Consider the following 15,199-nt stretch of genomic DNA (forward strand, 5'->3'; position numbering starts at 1 on the left):
GCGATGCCGCGTGCAGCGTCTCGAGTGCCGATGCCCACTATCGCCGAGACTCCGACCATGACCGCGCCCCGTATCTTCCCTTTCGGCGAAGCCGCGCTCGTCTGCGAAGCGCCGCCGCCGGCAACACTGGCCTGGCAGGAGCGCGTCTGGGCCGTCGCCGAAACCGCGCGGCAGTGGCCGAACGTGGTCGAGGTCGTGCCCGGCATGAACAACCTGACCGTCGTTTTCGATCCGTTCGCCGCCGACGCCTCGACGCTCGCTTCGATGCTCGCCGAGGCGTGGGAACGCCCCGCGCAGGCGCGGCCGCCCGCGCGCGAAATCGAGATTCCCGTGCGGTACGGCGGCGAGTTCGGCCCCGATCTCGCCGATGTGGCCGCCCACACCGGCCTCGACGCCGAGGAGGTGATCAAGCGGCACACGCAGGGCGAATACGTCGTTTTCTTTCTCGGCTTTCAGCCGGGATTCGCCTATCTCGGCGGCCTCGACGCGGCGCTCCATACGCCGCGTCGCGCCGCGCCGCGCATCGAGGTGCCGGCCGGGTCCGTCGGCATCGGGGGCGCGCAGACGGGCGTCTATCCGGCTTCCTCCCCGGGCGGCTGGCAGCTGATCGGGCGCACCGAGGTCACGCTTTTCGATCCGGCCCGCACGCCGCCCACGCTGCTGCAGCCGGGCGACCGCGTACGGTTCACGATAGCGGGGTTCGAACGATGATCGAAGTGCTGCGCGCCGGCGCGATCGCGTCGGTGCAGGATCTCGGCCGGCACGGCTACCGCCACCTCGGCATCGCGGCGGCCGGCGCGCTCGACACGCTGGCGCTCGAAGTCGGCAACCGGCTCGTCGGCAACATGCCGTCGGCGGCTGCGATCGAGGTCACCGTGGGCCCGACGGCGCTGCGCTTCACGGAAGCGACGCGCATTGCCGTAACGGGCGCCGAGTTCGGCGCAACGCTCGACGACGCGCCCGTTCCCGCATGGTGGAGCCTGCCCGTGCGCGCGGGGCAGGCGCTCGTTTTGCATGGAGCAAGGCGAGGCATGCGCGGCTATGTCTGCGTCCGCGGCGGCATCGACGTGCTCCCGATGCTCGGCTCGCGCAGCACGGACATTGGCGCGCATTTCGGCGGCGTCGGCGGACGCTCGCTGCGAGAAGGCGACGTGCTCGCCCTCGGCGCGACGGTCGCGAGGGTCGGCGGTGCAGTGCCCATCGACGCACCGCCCGTCGGCGTCAAGGCGCCCGAATGGTGCCGCTTCGCGCAGGTGGGGCACGAGCACGGACGCGTGCGGCGCGGCAAGCATGCGGCCGGCGCCCAGCCCGGCGTGCCGATCCGCGTGCTGCGCGGTCCGGAATACGATAGCTTCGCGGATTCGGCGCACGAAGCGTTGTGGTCCGAGGAATGGCGCGTGACACCGCAAAGCAACCGTATGGGGTATAGGCTGTCGGGCCGGCAACTCGTGCGCGAATCGCCCGGCGAATTGGCCTCGCACGCGGTACTGCCGGGCACGATCCAGGTGCCGCCGAACGGCCAGCCTATCGTGCTGATGAGCGATGCGCAAACGACGGGCGGCTACCCGCGTATCGGCGCCGTGATTCGCGCCGATCTGTGGCGGCTCGCTCAAGTCAGGTTGAATGGCACGATTCGGTTCATGCCTAGCACAATTGAGGAGGCCCGTTTCGCACTCAGCGAGGAAAATGCCTATCTGCGGCAAATCGATGCCGCGATGGCGATGTACGAAGAGCGGCTGCAACGATCCACGCGCGCCGCTTGAATGCGGTTCATAGAGGAAGTCATGGAAATCGATTTGAATGCCGATCTCGGCGAAGGCGGCGGTTCCGACGAGGCACTGCTCGATCTCGTCAGCTCGGCGAACATCGCCTGCGGCTGGCACGCCGGCGGCGCGAACGCGATGCGCGACTGCGTTCGGCTCGCGCTCGCGAAAGGTGTCGCGATCGGTGCGCACCCGAGCTTTCACGATCCCGAGAACTTCGGCCGCAGGGAAATGGATCTGCCCGCCGACGACATTTACGCGGGCATCCTCTACCAGCTCGGCGCGCTTTCCGCGATCGCGCAGGCCGAGGGCGGGCGCGTCGTGCACGTCAAGCCGCACGGCGCGCTCTACAACCAGGCGGCGCGCGATCCCGCCATCGCCGAGGCCATCATTTCGGCCGTGCACGACTTCGACCCGTCGCTCGCGGTGTTCGGCCTGGCCAACAGCCGTTTCATCGATACGGCCCGCGAGGCGGGGCTCATCGCGATCGAAGAAGGCTTCGCCGACCGCGGCTATCGTGACGACGGCTCGCTCGTGCCGCGCAGTGAACGTGGTGCGTTGATCGAAGGCGAGGAGGAAATGCTCGAGCACGTGCTTTCGATGGTGCGGGAAAAGCGCGTGCGCTCCGTGGATGGCCGCTGGGTGCCGCTCAATGTGCGAACGCTCTGCCTGCATGGCGACGGCGCGCACGCGCTCGAATTCGCAAGGCGGCTGCGGGCGACGCTCGCAGCGAACGGCATCGGCGTGCATGCGGTGTCAGCGGTGCGCAGCTGAGCGGCCGGATTCCGATGCACCCTCGACGGTCGGCGATCGCCGGCCGCCTCGACTCCCGGGAGGCCATCCGGGACTCACCGCCGTCAGCGCCCCCTCAATTCGCCTCGACGATATACCCACGCTGCCGGAGCAGCGCGAGTACCCCCTTCGGGCCGCCCAGATGCAGCGAGCCGATCGCAACGAAGACGGGCTTGTTCGGCGCGGCGATTGCCAGCATGCGCGTCGTGAATCGCCGGTTGCGGTCATAGACGATCCGGTTGTCGAGCGCGCGCGCCACGGCTTGAGAACTCGCGAAGCGCTCCGTCTTCGCCGTCGACCAGGCGGCAATCGCATCGGCGTCGCCAATGCGCCAAAGCCGATGCAGTTCCTTTACATCCGCCACTGTTTCGTCGGGCGTCTCCGCGAGGTCCTGAGCGAGCATTTCGCGCTGCTCGGCGTGCGTGAGGTTCGTGAACGAGCGCATCTGCTCGGCAAGCGTCTCGAGGCCCACGATCTTGCCGTGCGAGCGCAGATAGACGTTTTGCAATTGCGCCTCGGTCCCGTATTCGGTCTGCAACCCCGCCGAGAGCGAGCCATAGGTCTCGACGAGCAGCGCGGCAAGCCATGGCCGCGTCTTCTTGATGCCGTCCAGCGCGGCCGGATTGTCGCGCAGTCGCGTGGCGAGCTTGTTCCACAACGAGGCCGGCAACAGCCGCGGCAGGCAGGCATACGAGCAGACGCCATACTTGGCGACATCGTCCTGCGACTCGATCAGGTCGTCGGGCGAAAGCTCGAGAGCAAGCGTGGGCGACGCGGCCAGCGCCGCGAGAATCGGGCGTCGGAATGGCTGGCCGACAGGGTAGTCGGCAGGATCGCCAACGTGCAGCGTGCCGAGCAGATAGATCGTGACGGGACCCTTCGTCGCCACATAGAACGGCATATGCGCCGGCTCTGCCCGCACGGGGCCGCTCACGGTCGTCGGCGAGCTCGGTGGTCCGTGGAAGCCGGGAATCGGCGTTAACGGATCGGCAGGCGCGGCCGTACGGGTGGGCGCGGGTGACGCGGGAGCGGGCGGAGCGGCAGCCCGTACCGCGCCCAGCATGGTTGCCGCGGCCTGAGCGGCCTCGATCGGACCGTCGCGAGACAGTCCGGCGGCGGCGAGCAACAAGAGCGTCAGCGCGAGCGCACGCGCCGGCCGCGCGCAGACGGTAATCCCGCCATACCGCGAACGGCGCGCGTTGGGCGCCGCCCCTGCTTCAGGCATCCGCGTCCCCCACCTCCTCGGCGCGATGGCATGACACGAGGCGCCCGTCGACTTCTCGGAGCGCGGGCTCTTCGATCCGGCAACGCTCGATCGCATACGGACAGCGCTGGTGGAACGTGCAGCCCGACGGCGGATCGAGCGGCGACGGCAATTCGCCTTCGAGCTTGATCCGAATGCGCCGGTCCCACTCGAAGATAGCCGGCGTCGCCGACATCAGCGAGCGCGTGTACGGATGGCGCGGGTTCGCGAAGATCGTCCGCTTGTCGCCGAGCTCCGCCACGCCCCCGAAGTACATGACCATCACGTCGTTGGCAATATGCTCGACGACGGACAGGTTATGGGAAATGAACACGTAGCTCGTCTTGAATTGATCCTGCAGATCCATGAACAGGTTGAGGATCTGCGCCTGGATCGAGACGTCGAGCGCGGAAACAGGCTCGTCGGCCACGACGATGCGCGGATCGAGGATCATCGCCCGGGCGATCGCGATGCGCTGACGCTGCCCGCCCGAAAACATATGCGGGTAGCGCTTCGCATGCTCGGGCCGCAGCCCCACGGTGCGCATCATTTGCGCGATCCGCTCGGCGCGCTCGGCCGCGCTCATCGGCGCGTTGATGAGGAGCGGCTCGCCGAGCGTTTGCTCGACCGTCTTGCGCGGATTGAGCGAAGCGAACGGGTTTTGAAATACCATCTGCACGCGGCGCCGCAGTGCAGCAATCTGTGCCTTGTCGGCACCGGCGACGTCGTGGCCTTCGATCGCAAGCGTGCCCGACGTCGGCGATTCGATCATCGTGAGTTGCCTCGCCAGCGTCGATTTGCCGCAGCCTGACTCGCCGACGACCGCGAGCGTCCGACCGCGCGCCAGCGAGAACGACACGCCGTTCAGCGCCTTCACGGTGCCGTGGCCGAAGAGCCCCCGGCGTACCGGGTAATGCTTCGCGAGGCGCTTGGCGACGAGCACCTCGCCATCGCGCGAAGGCGCGCGCGGTGCATCGTGTACTGCGTTCATCGTGCGCCTCCCTGCGTTTGCGTGGACGTCCCTTGCGGCATCATGCCAGACTGTAAGGCATCGAGATTAAGCGGCTTGATGCAGCGCGCGCGCATGCCTTCGTTGCGCGGATCGAGCGGCGCCAAGGCCGGCCGCCCCTTCCAGCAATCGTCGACGACGTACTTGCAGCGCGGGGCGAACAGACAGCCGCTCGGCCGGTCTTCGCGGCCGGGAACCATGCCCGGCAACGCGGCAAGACGCTTCGCGCCGAGATTATGCTCGGGAATGGCGGCGAGCAGGGCCTCGGTGTAAGGATGATGGGGGCTCGCGAAGATGTCGGGGACGCGGTTCGTCTCGATGACCTCGCCCGCGTACATGACGGCCACACGCTGGGCGACCTGTGAGACGACGGCGAGATCGTGCGAAATCAGCACGAGCGCCATGCCGCGTTCCTTCTGCAGTTGCACGAGCAGGTCCATGATCTGCGCCTGGATCGTCACGTCGAGCGCCGTCGTCGGCTCGTCGGCGATCAGCAGCTTCGGGTTGCAGGCCACGGCCATCGCGATCATCACGCGCTGGTTCATGCCCCCCGACATCTGATGAGGAAACGCCGCAATGCGGTTCTTCGCATCGGGGATGCCGACCTGATCGAGCAGTTCCAGCGCGCGTCTTTCCAGCGCGGCTCCGCGCAGCCCTTCGTGCAACTTCAGCACTTCCTTGATCTGATAGCCGACCGTGTAGCTAGGATTGAGACTCGTCAGTGCGTCCTGGAACACCATGGCGATGTCCTTGCCGACGATCTTGCGCCGCTCGCGCGGCGCCGCGTGCAAAAGATCGACGCCGTCGAAGCGGACTTCGTCGGCCGTCACGACGCCCGGCGCGTCGATGAGGCCCATCACGGCCATCATCGTCACACTCTTGCCCGAGCCCGATTCGCCGACGACGCCGACGACCTCGCCCGGCGCGATCGCAAGGTCGACGCCGTCCACGGCCGGTGCGCCGCCGAAGTTGACGGCCAAATTGCGGATGGTGAGAAGGTCGGTCATCGTCTTTACCCTATCCGCTTGAGTTTAGGATCGAGCGCGTCGCGCAAGCCGTCGCCGAGCAGGTTGATGGCCAACACCGAGATCACGATGGCGAGCCCCGGAAACGTGACGATCCACCAGGCGTTGTCGATGTAATCGCGCGCGGAGGCGAGCATCGCGCCCCACTCGGCCGTCGGCGGCTGCACGCCGAGCCCGAGAAAGCCGAGCGCGGCCGCATCGAGAATGGCCGACGAAAAGCCGAGCGTCGCCTGCACGATCAGCGGGGCGGCGCAGTTGGGCAGCACCTGCGAGAACATGAGCCTCGGCGTGCTGGCGCCGGCCACGCGCGAGGCCGTCACGTACTCCTTGTGCAATTCGCCCTGCGCCGAGGCGCGCGTGAGCCGCACGTACCCCGGCAGCGCGACGATCGCAATCGCGAGCATCGTATTGAGGAGGCCCGGCCCGATGATGGCGACGACGGCCACCGCGAGCAACAGGGAAGGCAACGCGAGCAGCACGTCCATCAGACGCATGATCGGCGTATCGGCCCACTTCTCGAAGAACGCGGCGACGAGCCCGAGCACGATGCCGGGAATCAGCGCGAGGACGACCGAGACGCAGCCGATCCAGAACGACATGCGCGCGCCGTAGATGAGACGCGAAAGCATGTCGCGGCCCGCCTCGTCGGTGCCGAGCACGAAGCGCCAATTGCCGCCGCTCTCCCAGACGGGCGGAATCTTGACGAAGTCGCGGTATTGCTCGATGGGGCTATGCGGCGCGACGACGGGTGCCGCGATCGCTACGACGATGAGCGCGAGGACGATGATGCCGGCCGCGACGGCGCCGCGATTGCGCGAGAACTGCGCCCAGAACTCGCGAGCGGCCAGCGCGCGGCCGCTCGCCGGCGTAATCGCCTCGGGGATTGCGTTTTGTATGTCTGCCATGTCAGCCTCTTAGCGTGTATGGCGAATGCGCGGATTGAGCACGCCGTAGAGCAGATCGACGATGAGATTGACGACGATCACGAGTGTGGCGATCAGCAAGATGCCGCCTTGCACGACGGGGTAGTCGCGCCGGCTGATCGCGTCGATGAGCCACTTGCCGATGCCGGGCCACGAAAACAATGTCTCGGTCAACACGGCGCCCGCGAGCAGCGTGCCGACTTGCAGACCGATGACGGTGACGACCGGAATCAGCGCATTGCGCAGCGCATGCACGACGATCACGCGCACGGGCGAAAGCCCTTTCGCGCGCGCGGTGCGGATGTAATCCTCGCGCAGCACTTCGAGCATCGACGAGCGCGTCATGCGCGCGACGACGGCGAGCGGGATCGTGCCGAGCACGATCGACGGGAGAATGAGGTGGCTCACGGCCGACCTGAACGAGCCTTCATCGGGCACGAGCAACGAGTCGATCAAGAGGAAGCCCGTCACGCGCGGGATGTCGTACTCGACGGCGATGCGGCCCGACACGGGCGTCCATCCGAGCGTGACCGAAAAGGACATGATGAGAATCAGGCCCCACCAGAAGATCGGCATCGAGTAGCCGGTGAGCGCGGCGCCCATCACGCCATGGTCGAGCAGCTTGCCGCGCCTGAGCGCCGCGAACACGCCGGCCGGCAAGCCGACGACGAGCGCGAACAGCATCGCGCAAACCGACAGCTCGACGGTGGCGGGAAAGCGGGCGAGGAACTCGCCCATCACGCTCGTGTCGGTGATGAACGAACTGCCGAGGTTGCCGTGCAGCGCCCGCCAGACATAGTGCAGGTACTGCATCGGCAGCGGCTCGTCGAGGCCGAGCCGGTGCAGCGCGGCCGCGTGCAGGGCGGGGTCGACGCCGCGCTCGCCCATCATCACTTCGATGGGATCGCCCGGAATCAGGTGGATCAGCGCGAATGCGAGAATGGTGATGCCGATGAACGTCGGCACCACCATCCCGATCCGGCGCAAAGCGAATCGGAACATGGTTCGTCCCTATATCGTCGAGAAAGAAAACGCGATCGGCGACGAGGAGCATGCCGCCCCTGTCGCCGGATCCGTGTCGCGGTCGTGCATCACCGCCCGTTCAAAGGTAACGCCGATCGTCTACTTCATGCTGACGCCATCGAAGCGCGAGTAGCCGAGCGGATCGATCTTCATGTCCACGACGTTCTTCGTCGTCGGTTGATAGACGGTCGAGTGCGCGATCGGCGAGAACGGCAGTTGATCCGCGAAAATCCGCTGCGCCTCTTCGTAGTATTTCGTGCGCTGCGCTTTATCGTTCGTGGTGCGGCCCTTCTGGATCAGATCGTCGAAAGGCTTGTAGCACCACTTCGAGAAGTTGTTGCCGTTGATCGCCTCGCATCCGAGCAACGTGCCGAGCCAGTTGTCGGGATCGCCGTTGTCTCCCGTCCAGCCGATCAGCATGGTGTCGTCCTCTCCGGTATGCGCACGCTTGATGTACTCACCCCATTCATAGGTGACGATCTTCGCGTTGACGCCGATCTTCTTCCAGTCGGCCTGGATCATCTCGGCCATCAGTCGAGCGTTCGGATTGTAGGGACGCTGCACCGGCATCGCCCAGAGCGTGATATCGAATCCGTTCGCATGGCCCGCCTTCGCGAGCAGCTTCTTGGCCTCGTCGGGATCGTACTTCTGGGCTTTCAGGTCTTTGACGTACGACCACTGCGTCGGCGGCATCGGGTTCGTCGCGAGCTGGCCCGCGCCCTGATAGACCGACTCGATGATGGCCTGCTTGTTGATCGCCATGTCGAGCGCCCGACGCACGTCGACATTGTCGAGCGGCTTGTGCTGCACGTTATAGGCGAGATAGCCGAGATTGAAGCCGGCTTGCGACGCCATATCGATGTTCGAGTCGCCCTTGAGCGTGGCGATATCGGCGGGCTTCGGATAGCTCATCACCTGACACTCGCCGCGCTTGATCTTCTGCGCGCGCACGCTCGCATCGGTCGTGATCGAGAAGATCAGCTTCGAGAGCTTGACCTCGCCGGGCTTCCAGTAGTCGGGGTTGCCGTCGTAGCGGATCGTTGCATCCTTCGTATAGCTGTGGAAGATGAACGGACCCGTGCCGACGGGCTTCTGATTGATGTCGGCCGCCTTGCCTTCCTTCAACAGTTGATCCGCATACTCGGCCGACTGAATCGACGCATACTCCATCGCCATGTTCTGGATGAACGGGGCGCTGACCTCGCTCAGCTCGAAACGAACGGTGTAAGGATCGACCTTCTCGACGTGCTTGATCAGCTTGTCGAGACCCATGTCGGTGAAGTACGGGAACGTCGCGGGGTAGGCCTTGCGGAACGGCTGGTTGGGGTCGAGCATGCGCTCAAACGTGAAGACGACGTCGTCCGCGTTGAATTCTCGCGTCGGCTTGAAATAGGCCGTCGTCTGAAATTTGACGCCATGGCGCAAATGGAACGTATACGTTTTGCCGTCCGGGGAGACATCCCATTTCTCCGCGAGCCCCGGCTCGACATTGGTGCTGCCGCGCGCGAATTCGACGAGCCTGTTATAGACCGTAAACGTATTGGCCGTGAAGTCGGTGCCCGTCGTGTATTGCGCGGGATCGAAGCCCGCCGGGCTGCCCTCGGAACAATAAACGAGGGTCTTGTTCGGAATCGTCGCCGCCTGCGAGATCGTCGCGGCGCCGAGCGATACCGCCACGGCTGCGGCCGCGCAGGCGGTGGCCCGCGCGAATCGCAAACGTTTGTTTTGGTTCATATATCCTCCAGTCGTATGCCGGCTCCGCCGGCGTAGGCGGATATTACTGAGCTTTAATTACCCGAACAAGCGGTCGAAAATACCAATGCCGCAAAGATCGAACCCGCGAACTGTCAGGACGGAAAAAGAAAAAAGCGCGAGGCGATGCGGCCCTCGCGCCAATTCCTCGATAAGAACACGCCTACTCGAGCAGTGTGGTCCGCTTACGCGCCGTGCCCGTATCCGAGCCGCTCGCAAATCGCCTTCGTGGCGGCCGCTCCGTTGAGCGTGTAGAAGTGCAGCCCCGGGGCGCCTTCTTTCACGAGCCGCTCGCAAAGCTGCGTGACGACATCGAGTCCGAACGCGCGGATCGCCTCGCGATCGTCGCCGAAGCTTTCGAGCCGGCGCGCAATCCAGCGCGGCACTTCGGCGCCGCAGTTCTCCGAGAAACGCATGAGTTGGGTGTAGTTCGTGATCGGCATGATGCCGGGCACGATCGGCACCTCGACGCCGAGCTTGCGCGAATCGTCGACGAAACGGAAGTACGCGTCCGCGTTAAAGAAGTATTGCGTGATCGCCGAGTTGGCGCCCGCCTTGACCTTGCGCGCGAAGTTCTCGAGATCGTGCCGCGGCGAGCGCGCTTGGGGATGGTACTCGGGGTAGCCGGCGACTTCGATCCAAAACCAGTCGCCGTGCTCAGCGCGAATGAAGGAAACGAGATCCGACGCGTGACGGCACTCGCCCAGCTCGACCATGCCCGACGGCAGATCGCCGCGCAGCGCGACGATATGCCGGATGCCGTTCGCGCGGTAGCGCTCCAGAATCGCGCGCAGATCGTCCTTCGACGAGCCGATGCAAGACAGATGCGGGGCGGCCTCGAGGCCGTCCTTCACCATTTCGAGGACGGTGTCGAGCGTGCCTTCTTGCGTCGAGCCGCCCGCGCCGAACGTGACGGAGACGAACTTCGGCTTCAGTCGCGCGAGCTGCCCGCGCGTGGCGCGCAGCTTTTCGACGCCTTCGGACGTCTTCGGCGGAAAGAATTCGAAAGAGATTTCGATGGGGTTCATGTTGCCTGCGCTTGCCAAATGCCGCGGCCGTCAGCCAAGACTGCGATTGCCGAGTATCACGGCCGACAGCAGCCACGACACGATGCTGTAAAGGATGGAGCCGAAAAACGCCGACCAGAATCCCGACACTTCGAAGCCCTTCAACAGCGACGCCGCGAGCCAGAAGCAAAGCGCGTTCACGACGAGGATGAAAACGCCCAGCGTGACGATCGTCACAGGCAGCGTGAGCACGATCAGCACGGGGCGCAGCACGGCGTTGATGAGGCCGAGCACGAGCGCCACGATGAGCGCCGTGCCGAAGCTGCGGATGTGAATCGACGGCACGATGTACGTGATGATCAGGAGGGCGAGCGCATTGATCACCCAGGTCAGCAGCACGGTCATGTCAGCTCCAGTGGTTGTTTTCGAGACAGGGTTGCCGGTATGCGGTCATCGATCGTCGAGGCGGCCGATTGCAAAGGCCCAGCCGAAGCCGGGGCGCCGATCGCGTCCGTGGCGAAGCATGCCACGGACGCACCGTCCCTGTCTTGCGCGAGACTGGCGATCAGTAACGATAGTGATTCGGCTTGAACGGCCCGTTCTTGTCGACACCGATATAGCCGGCCTGCTCGTTCGAGAGCTCGGTCAACTGCGCGCCGATGCGCGCGAGGTGCAGGCGCGCGACCTTCTCGTCGAGGTGCTTCGGCAACACGTAGACCTCGTTCTCGTACTCGCCGCCGCGCGTGAAGAGCTCGATTTGCGCGAGCGTCTGATTGGCGAACGAGTTCGACATCACGAACGACGGGTGGCCCGTCGCACAGCCGAGATTCACGAGGCGGCCTTCGGCGAGCAGAATGATGCGCTTGCCGTCGGGAAACACGATGTGATCGACCTGCGGCTTGATGTTTTCCCACGTGTACTGGCGCGTCGACGCGACGTCGATTTCGGAATCGAAGTGGCCGATGTTGCAGACGATCGCATTGTGGCGCATCGCCTTCATGTGATCGTGCGTGATCACGTGGTAATTGCCCGTGGCCGTCACGAAGATATCGGCCTTGTCGGCCGCGTACTCCATCGTCACGACGCGGTAGCCTTCCATCGCCGCCTGCAGCGCGCAGATCGGATCGATCTCGGTGACCCAGACCGTCGCGCCGAGCCCGCGCAGCGATTGCGCGCAGCCCTTGCCGACGTCGCCGTAGCCGGCCACGAGGGCGATCTTGCCCGCGATCATCACGTCGGTCGCGCGCTTGATGCCGTCCACGAGCGATTCGCGGCAGCCGTAGAGGTTGTCGAACTTCGATTTCGTGACCGAGTCGTTGACGTTGATCGCCGGGAACGGCAGCCGGCCGTCCTTTTCCATTTGGTAGAGGCGGTGCACGCCCGTCGTTGTCTCTTCGGTAACGCCGCGGATTTGCGCAAGACGCTTCGAATACCAGGTGCCGTCGATGGCGAGATGACGCTCGATCGCCTTGTAGAGCGCAACCTCTTCCTCGTTGGTCGGCTTCGCGATGACGCTACGGTCCTTCTCGGCCTTCGAGCCGAGGATCAGCAGCAACGTGGCGTCGCCACCGTCGTCGAGGATCATGTTCGCGAACTCGCCGTTCGGCCACTCGAAGATGCGGTGCGTGAACTCCCAATACTCGTCGAGCGATTCGCCCTTGAAGGCGAACACGGGCGTGCCCGTCTTCGCGATCGCGGCGGCCGCGTGATCCTGCGTCGAGAAGATGTTGCACGAGGCCCAGCGGACTTCGGCGCCGAGCGCCGTCAGCGTCTCGATCAGGACGCCCGTCTGGATCGTCATATGAAGCGAGCCGGCAATGCGCGCGCCCTTCAACGGCTGCGCGGCCTTGTATTCGGCGCGGATCTGCATGAGACCAGGCATTTCGGTCTCGGCGATGTTCAGTTCCTTGCGGCCCCAGTCGGCCAGCGAGAGATCGGCGACGACGAAATTCTGGTCTTGCTTCGATTCGAAGACAGCGGCGTTCATCACGCCCTCCTTTCTAAAAAGTCATAGAAAAAGTAGACGTGAGCGCCGTTCGATGGAGCCGCGAAACGCGCAGTTGCGCGCACCGGTCCGATTGAAGTTTCCGAGCCTGGCGGAGTGATCCGTCGCAACGCTCCTCGGAAACGGCAGAAATTGTAGCAAAAACGCGGGGAGGGCGGGCGTCGCATCGATGTGGCCCGCAGCCGTCACCGGTCGCTCCACCGACCGATCACGCGCCGTTTCAACCGAAGGCGCTGCCGAACACCGTCTCGATGAGCGGCGCGATCAGCACCATGACGACACCGGCGATCATCATCGTGAGGCTCGCGATCACGCCTTCCTCGCTGCCGAGCTCGCGCGCCTTGACGGTACCGACCCCGTGCGCGCCGGCGCCGAACAGCGCGCCGCGCGCAAGACGCGTGCGCAGCGGCAGCAGCGCGAGCACGAGCTCGCCGACGAAGATGCCGACGATGCCGGTCGCGATGACGAAGAGCGCCGTCAGTTGCCGCGGCGCATGAATGGCGTCGGAGACGGCCAGCGCGAACGGCGTCGAAACGGAGCGCGTCAGCAGGCTGCGCGAAGCCTCCGGCGAGATGTGCAGCAGCTTGGCGAGCGCGAACGATCCGCAGACCGCGACGACGATCCCGACCGTCACCCCGGCTGTCAGCGAAAGCCAGTGACGCTTGATCAGCTCGCGATACTCGTAGATCGGCACAGCGAACGCGACCGTCGCGGGGCCGAGCAGCCACATGAGCCAGCGCGTATCGGCGAAATAGACGGAATAGGGGATATGCGCCGCCAGCACGACGATGGCGAGCAGCGCCGGCACGACGAAGAGCGGCGTGAGCCACGGGCTCTTCACGCGCGCATACAGCCGCTTTCCGACCGCGTAAAGCACGATCGTCAGCACGAAGCAGGCGGCGGCGACCCACCTGGGGCCGGCGGCCAGCAGCGAATGGAACGAAGCGATCATCGGCTTCTCAGCGTGACAGGGATCGATCGGCGGCGCTCTTGCTCGCCGCCGGCCTCAGTGCGCGTTGCGCGCGACCGGCGGGCGCGAGACACGCACGCGGCGCAGCGCAAGCCGGCGCTCGAGCCGCGCGGTCTGGTCGACGGTAACGGCAACCGCCACCATCACCGTGAGCGTGCCCGCGACGACGGCAAGCGCGAGGCGCCAACCGTCCGACTTGAAGAGGCCGCCGTATTGCACGACCGCAACCGCCGCCGGCACGAAGAAGAGCAGCATGTCAGCGAGCAGCCAGTCGGCGCCCGCCTTCACCCAGCGCGGCGCGACGCGCCCGGAAAGCAGCAGCGCGAGCAGCGCCGCAAGCCCGAGCACGCTGCCCGGGACAGGCAGACCGAGGCGGCGGGACACGAAATCGGCCGCGAACCACAGCGCGGCCAGAAACGCCGTCTGTCCCGCAATGCGCACCAAGCCTTCCATTCGCTTCATCGCCGACATCGCACAACTCCCTATTGACTCCATGACGAAATTGTAGGCTCATCGACTTCATAAATAAAATGACTTAAACTCATCGAGTCCATTCCAATTTGGAACAGCTTATGGAATTGCGCGCGTTGCGCTACTTCGTCGAAGTCGTTCGCCAGCAAAGCTTCACCGCGGCCGCCGAGCGACTTTTCGTGACTCAGCCGACCATCAGCAAGATGGTGAAAGCGCTCGAAGAAGAGATCGGGGCGCCGCTTCTTTTGCGCGAAGGTCGTCAGATGGTGCTGACCGATGAAGGTCGCATCGTCTTTCAGCGCGGGCAGGAAGTGCTCGCCGCGCACGCGCAGTTGCAAGCGGAGCTCGACGATATCGGCACGCTCGGGCGCGGCGAACTGACGATCGGCACGCCGCCGATGGGGGGCTCCCTCTTCACGCCCGCGATCGCCGAATTCAAGCGACGCTACCCGAAAATCGAGCTCAAGCTCTTCGAGCAGGGTTCGCGCGGAATCGAAGCGGCGTTGCTCGCGGGCGAGCTCGAGCTCGGGGGCCTGCTGTTACCGGTCGATGCCGAGCTTTTCGACGTCCTGCCGATTTCGCGCCACCCGCTTTGGCTCGTCGCGCGCCACGGCTCACGCTGGGATGCCGCGCGAGAAGTGCGGCTCGCCGAACTCGCGGCGGAGTCGTTCGTGTTCTATGGCGAAAGCCTGGCGCTCAACGATGTCGTCACGCGCGCCTGCCGGGATGCGGGCTTCGCGCCGACGATCGTCGCGCGCAGCGGCCACTGGGATTTCATGGCGGCGCTGGTTCACGCCGGCCTCGGGATTGCGCTGTTGCCCGCGCTCTATTGCCGCCGGCTCGACGCGGCGCAATTCACCTGCCGCCCTGTCATCGAGCCCGAGATATCGTGGGAGATGGCGGTCGGCTGGCGCCGCAATGGCTACCTCTCGCATGCGGCACGCGCCTGGCTGGAGGTCGCGCGCGAAACGTTGCCAGGCCGCGTCTCCACCGAATTCGATCTCCTCTCCCCAATGCGAACGGAATCGCCCCCGGCATGAGTGCGCGCCATTCCTGCCCGCTATGCGTTTCGCATATGAAGACGGTGCGCATACGTCTGCGGCACTCGACGGCAGAGGCCGTCCTCTAAACGGATCAGCCGTACCGAACCTATCATGCAGGGACGCCCGACGGCGGCATGCACGCCGCGACGAACGGGCAACGCGAAACGCGTAAA

General features: G+C 65.3%; 16 protein-coding genes and 1 riboswitch. Of the genes, 5 read left to right on the forward strand and 11 right to left on the reverse strand.

Annotation, left to right across the window (positions count from 1 at the left end):
- The first annotated feature begins 57 nt into the window (after positions 1–57).
- From pxpB to pxpA, 3 genes are read left to right on the forward strand one after another with little or no spacing between them, the layout of a single operon-like run.
- A complete protein-coding gene (gene pxpB / locus C9I57_RS07380) occupies positions 58–711 on the forward strand; it encodes a 5-oxoprolinase subunit PxpB (RefSeq protein WP_107149977.1) in 654 nt (217 codons plus the stop codon).
- The gene (locus C9I57_RS07385) at positions 708–1,763 is read left to right on the forward strand and encodes a biotin-dependent carboxyltransferase family protein (RefSeq protein ID WP_107149978.1); all 1,056 of its coding nucleotides are present in this window, start codon (positions 708–710) and stop codon (positions 1,761–1,763) included. The genes pxpB and C9I57_RS07385 overlap by 4 nt, the downstream gene beginning before the upstream one ends.
- 21 nt (positions 1,764–1,784) lie before the next feature.
- Positions 1,785–2,537, forward strand: coding sequence for a 5-oxoprolinase subunit PxpA (gene pxpA / locus C9I57_RS07390; RefSeq protein WP_107150183.1), 753 nt, complete (start codon positions 1,785–1,787; stop codon positions 2,535–2,537).
- Positions 2,538–2,631: 94 nt separating this feature from the next.
- On the opposite strand, the gene C9I57_RS07395 is transcribed toward pxpA, so the two are convergent.
- From C9I57_RS07395 to C9I57_RS07415, 5 genes are read right to left on the reverse strand one after another with little or no spacing between them, the layout of a single operon-like run.
- Positions 2,632–3,780 (reverse strand): TraB/GumN family protein, encoded by a 1,149-nt coding sequence (locus tag C9I57_RS07395; RefSeq protein WP_107149979.1) that lies wholly within the window; start codon positions 3,778–3,780, stop codon positions 2,632–2,634.
- Positions 3,773–4,789, reverse strand: a complete 1,017-nt coding sequence (locus C9I57_RS07400; protein ID WP_107149980.1) for a peptide ABC transporter ATP-binding protein — start codon at positions 4,787–4,789, stop codon at positions 3,773–3,775. Before C9I57_RS07400 ends, C9I57_RS07395 begins: the two co-directional genes overlap by 8 nt.
- Complete coding sequence (locus C9I57_RS07405; protein WP_107149981.1) at positions 4,786–5,814, reverse strand: ABC transporter ATP-binding protein; 1,029 nt, start codon at positions 5,812–5,814, stop codon at positions 4,786–4,788. The genes C9I57_RS07400 and C9I57_RS07405 overlap by 4 nt, the downstream gene beginning before the upstream one ends.
- A gap of 5 nt (positions 5,815–5,819) precedes the next feature.
- Complete coding sequence (locus C9I57_RS07410; RefSeq protein ID WP_107149982.1) at positions 5,820–6,737, reverse strand: ABC transporter permease subunit; 918 nt, start codon at positions 6,735–6,737, stop codon at positions 5,820–5,822.
- 9 nt (positions 6,738–6,746) lie between these two features.
- On the reverse strand, positions 6,747–7,757 hold the full coding sequence (locus C9I57_RS07415) for an ABC transporter permease subunit (protein WP_107149983.1): 1,011 nt from the start codon (positions 7,755–7,757) through the stop codon (positions 6,747–6,749).
- Here C9I57_RS07415 and C9I57_RS32670 point away from each other — a divergent pair.
- Positions 7,756–7,911, forward strand: coding sequence for a hypothetical protein (locus C9I57_RS32670; RefSeq protein WP_181321760.1), 156 nt, complete (start codon positions 7,756–7,758; stop codon positions 7,909–7,911). The genes C9I57_RS07415 and C9I57_RS32670 overlap by 2 nt on opposite strands.
- On the opposite strand, the gene C9I57_RS07420 is transcribed toward C9I57_RS32670, so the two are convergent.
- From C9I57_RS07420 to C9I57_RS07445, 6 genes are all read right to left on the reverse strand, one after another.
- Positions 7,878–9,512: an ABC transporter substrate-binding protein gene (locus tag C9I57_RS07420; protein WP_107149984.1), complete on the reverse strand. Its 1,635-nt coding sequence runs from the start codon at positions 9,510–9,512 to the stop codon at positions 7,878–7,880. The two genes, C9I57_RS32670 and C9I57_RS07420, sit on opposite strands and share 34 nt — an antisense overlap.
- Before the next feature lie 203 nt (positions 9,513–9,715).
- Complete coding sequence (gene metF / locus C9I57_RS07425; protein WP_018441226.1) at positions 9,716–10,558, reverse strand: methylenetetrahydrofolate reductase [NAD(P)H]; 843 nt, start codon at positions 10,556–10,558, stop codon at positions 9,716–9,718.
- 30 nt (positions 10,559–10,588) lie between these two features.
- Positions 10,589–10,942 (reverse strand): phage holin family protein, encoded by a 354-nt coding sequence (locus tag C9I57_RS07430; protein WP_107149985.1) that lies wholly within the window; start codon positions 10,940–10,942, stop codon positions 10,589–10,591.
- 160 nt (positions 10,943–11,102) lie between these two features.
- A complete protein-coding gene (ahcY, locus tag C9I57_RS07435) occupies positions 11,103–12,524 on the reverse strand; it encodes an adenosylhomocysteinase (RefSeq protein WP_107149986.1) in 1,422 nt (473 codons plus the stop codon).
- Positions 12,525–12,557: 33 nt separating this feature from the next.
- Positions 12,558–12,666, reverse strand: a riboswitch (S-adenosyl-L-homocysteine riboswitch).
- Between the two features lie 96 nt (positions 12,667–12,762).
- Complete coding sequence (locus tag C9I57_RS07440; protein ID WP_107149987.1) at positions 12,763–13,494, reverse strand: LrgB family protein; 732 nt, start codon at positions 13,492–13,494, stop codon at positions 12,763–12,765.
- 54 nt (positions 13,495–13,548) lie between these two features.
- Complete coding sequence (locus C9I57_RS07445; protein ID WP_018441231.1) at positions 13,549–13,983, reverse strand: CidA/LrgA family protein; 435 nt, start codon at positions 13,981–13,983, stop codon at positions 13,549–13,551.
- A gap of 101 nt (positions 13,984–14,084) precedes the next feature.
- Here C9I57_RS07445 and C9I57_RS07450 point away from each other — a divergent pair, with 101 nt between their 5' ends.
- A complete protein-coding gene (locus C9I57_RS07450; RefSeq protein WP_107149989.1) occupies positions 14,085–15,023 on the forward strand; it encodes a LysR substrate-binding domain-containing protein in 939 nt (312 codons plus the stop codon).
- The last annotated feature ends 176 nt before the right edge of the window (positions 15,024–15,199 follow it).

Origin of the sequence: Trinickia symbiotica (genome assembly GCF_003028655.1) — a bacterium.
Lineage (GTDB): Bacteria > Pseudomonadota > Gammaproteobacteria > Burkholderiales > Burkholderiaceae > Trinickia > Trinickia symbiotica_A.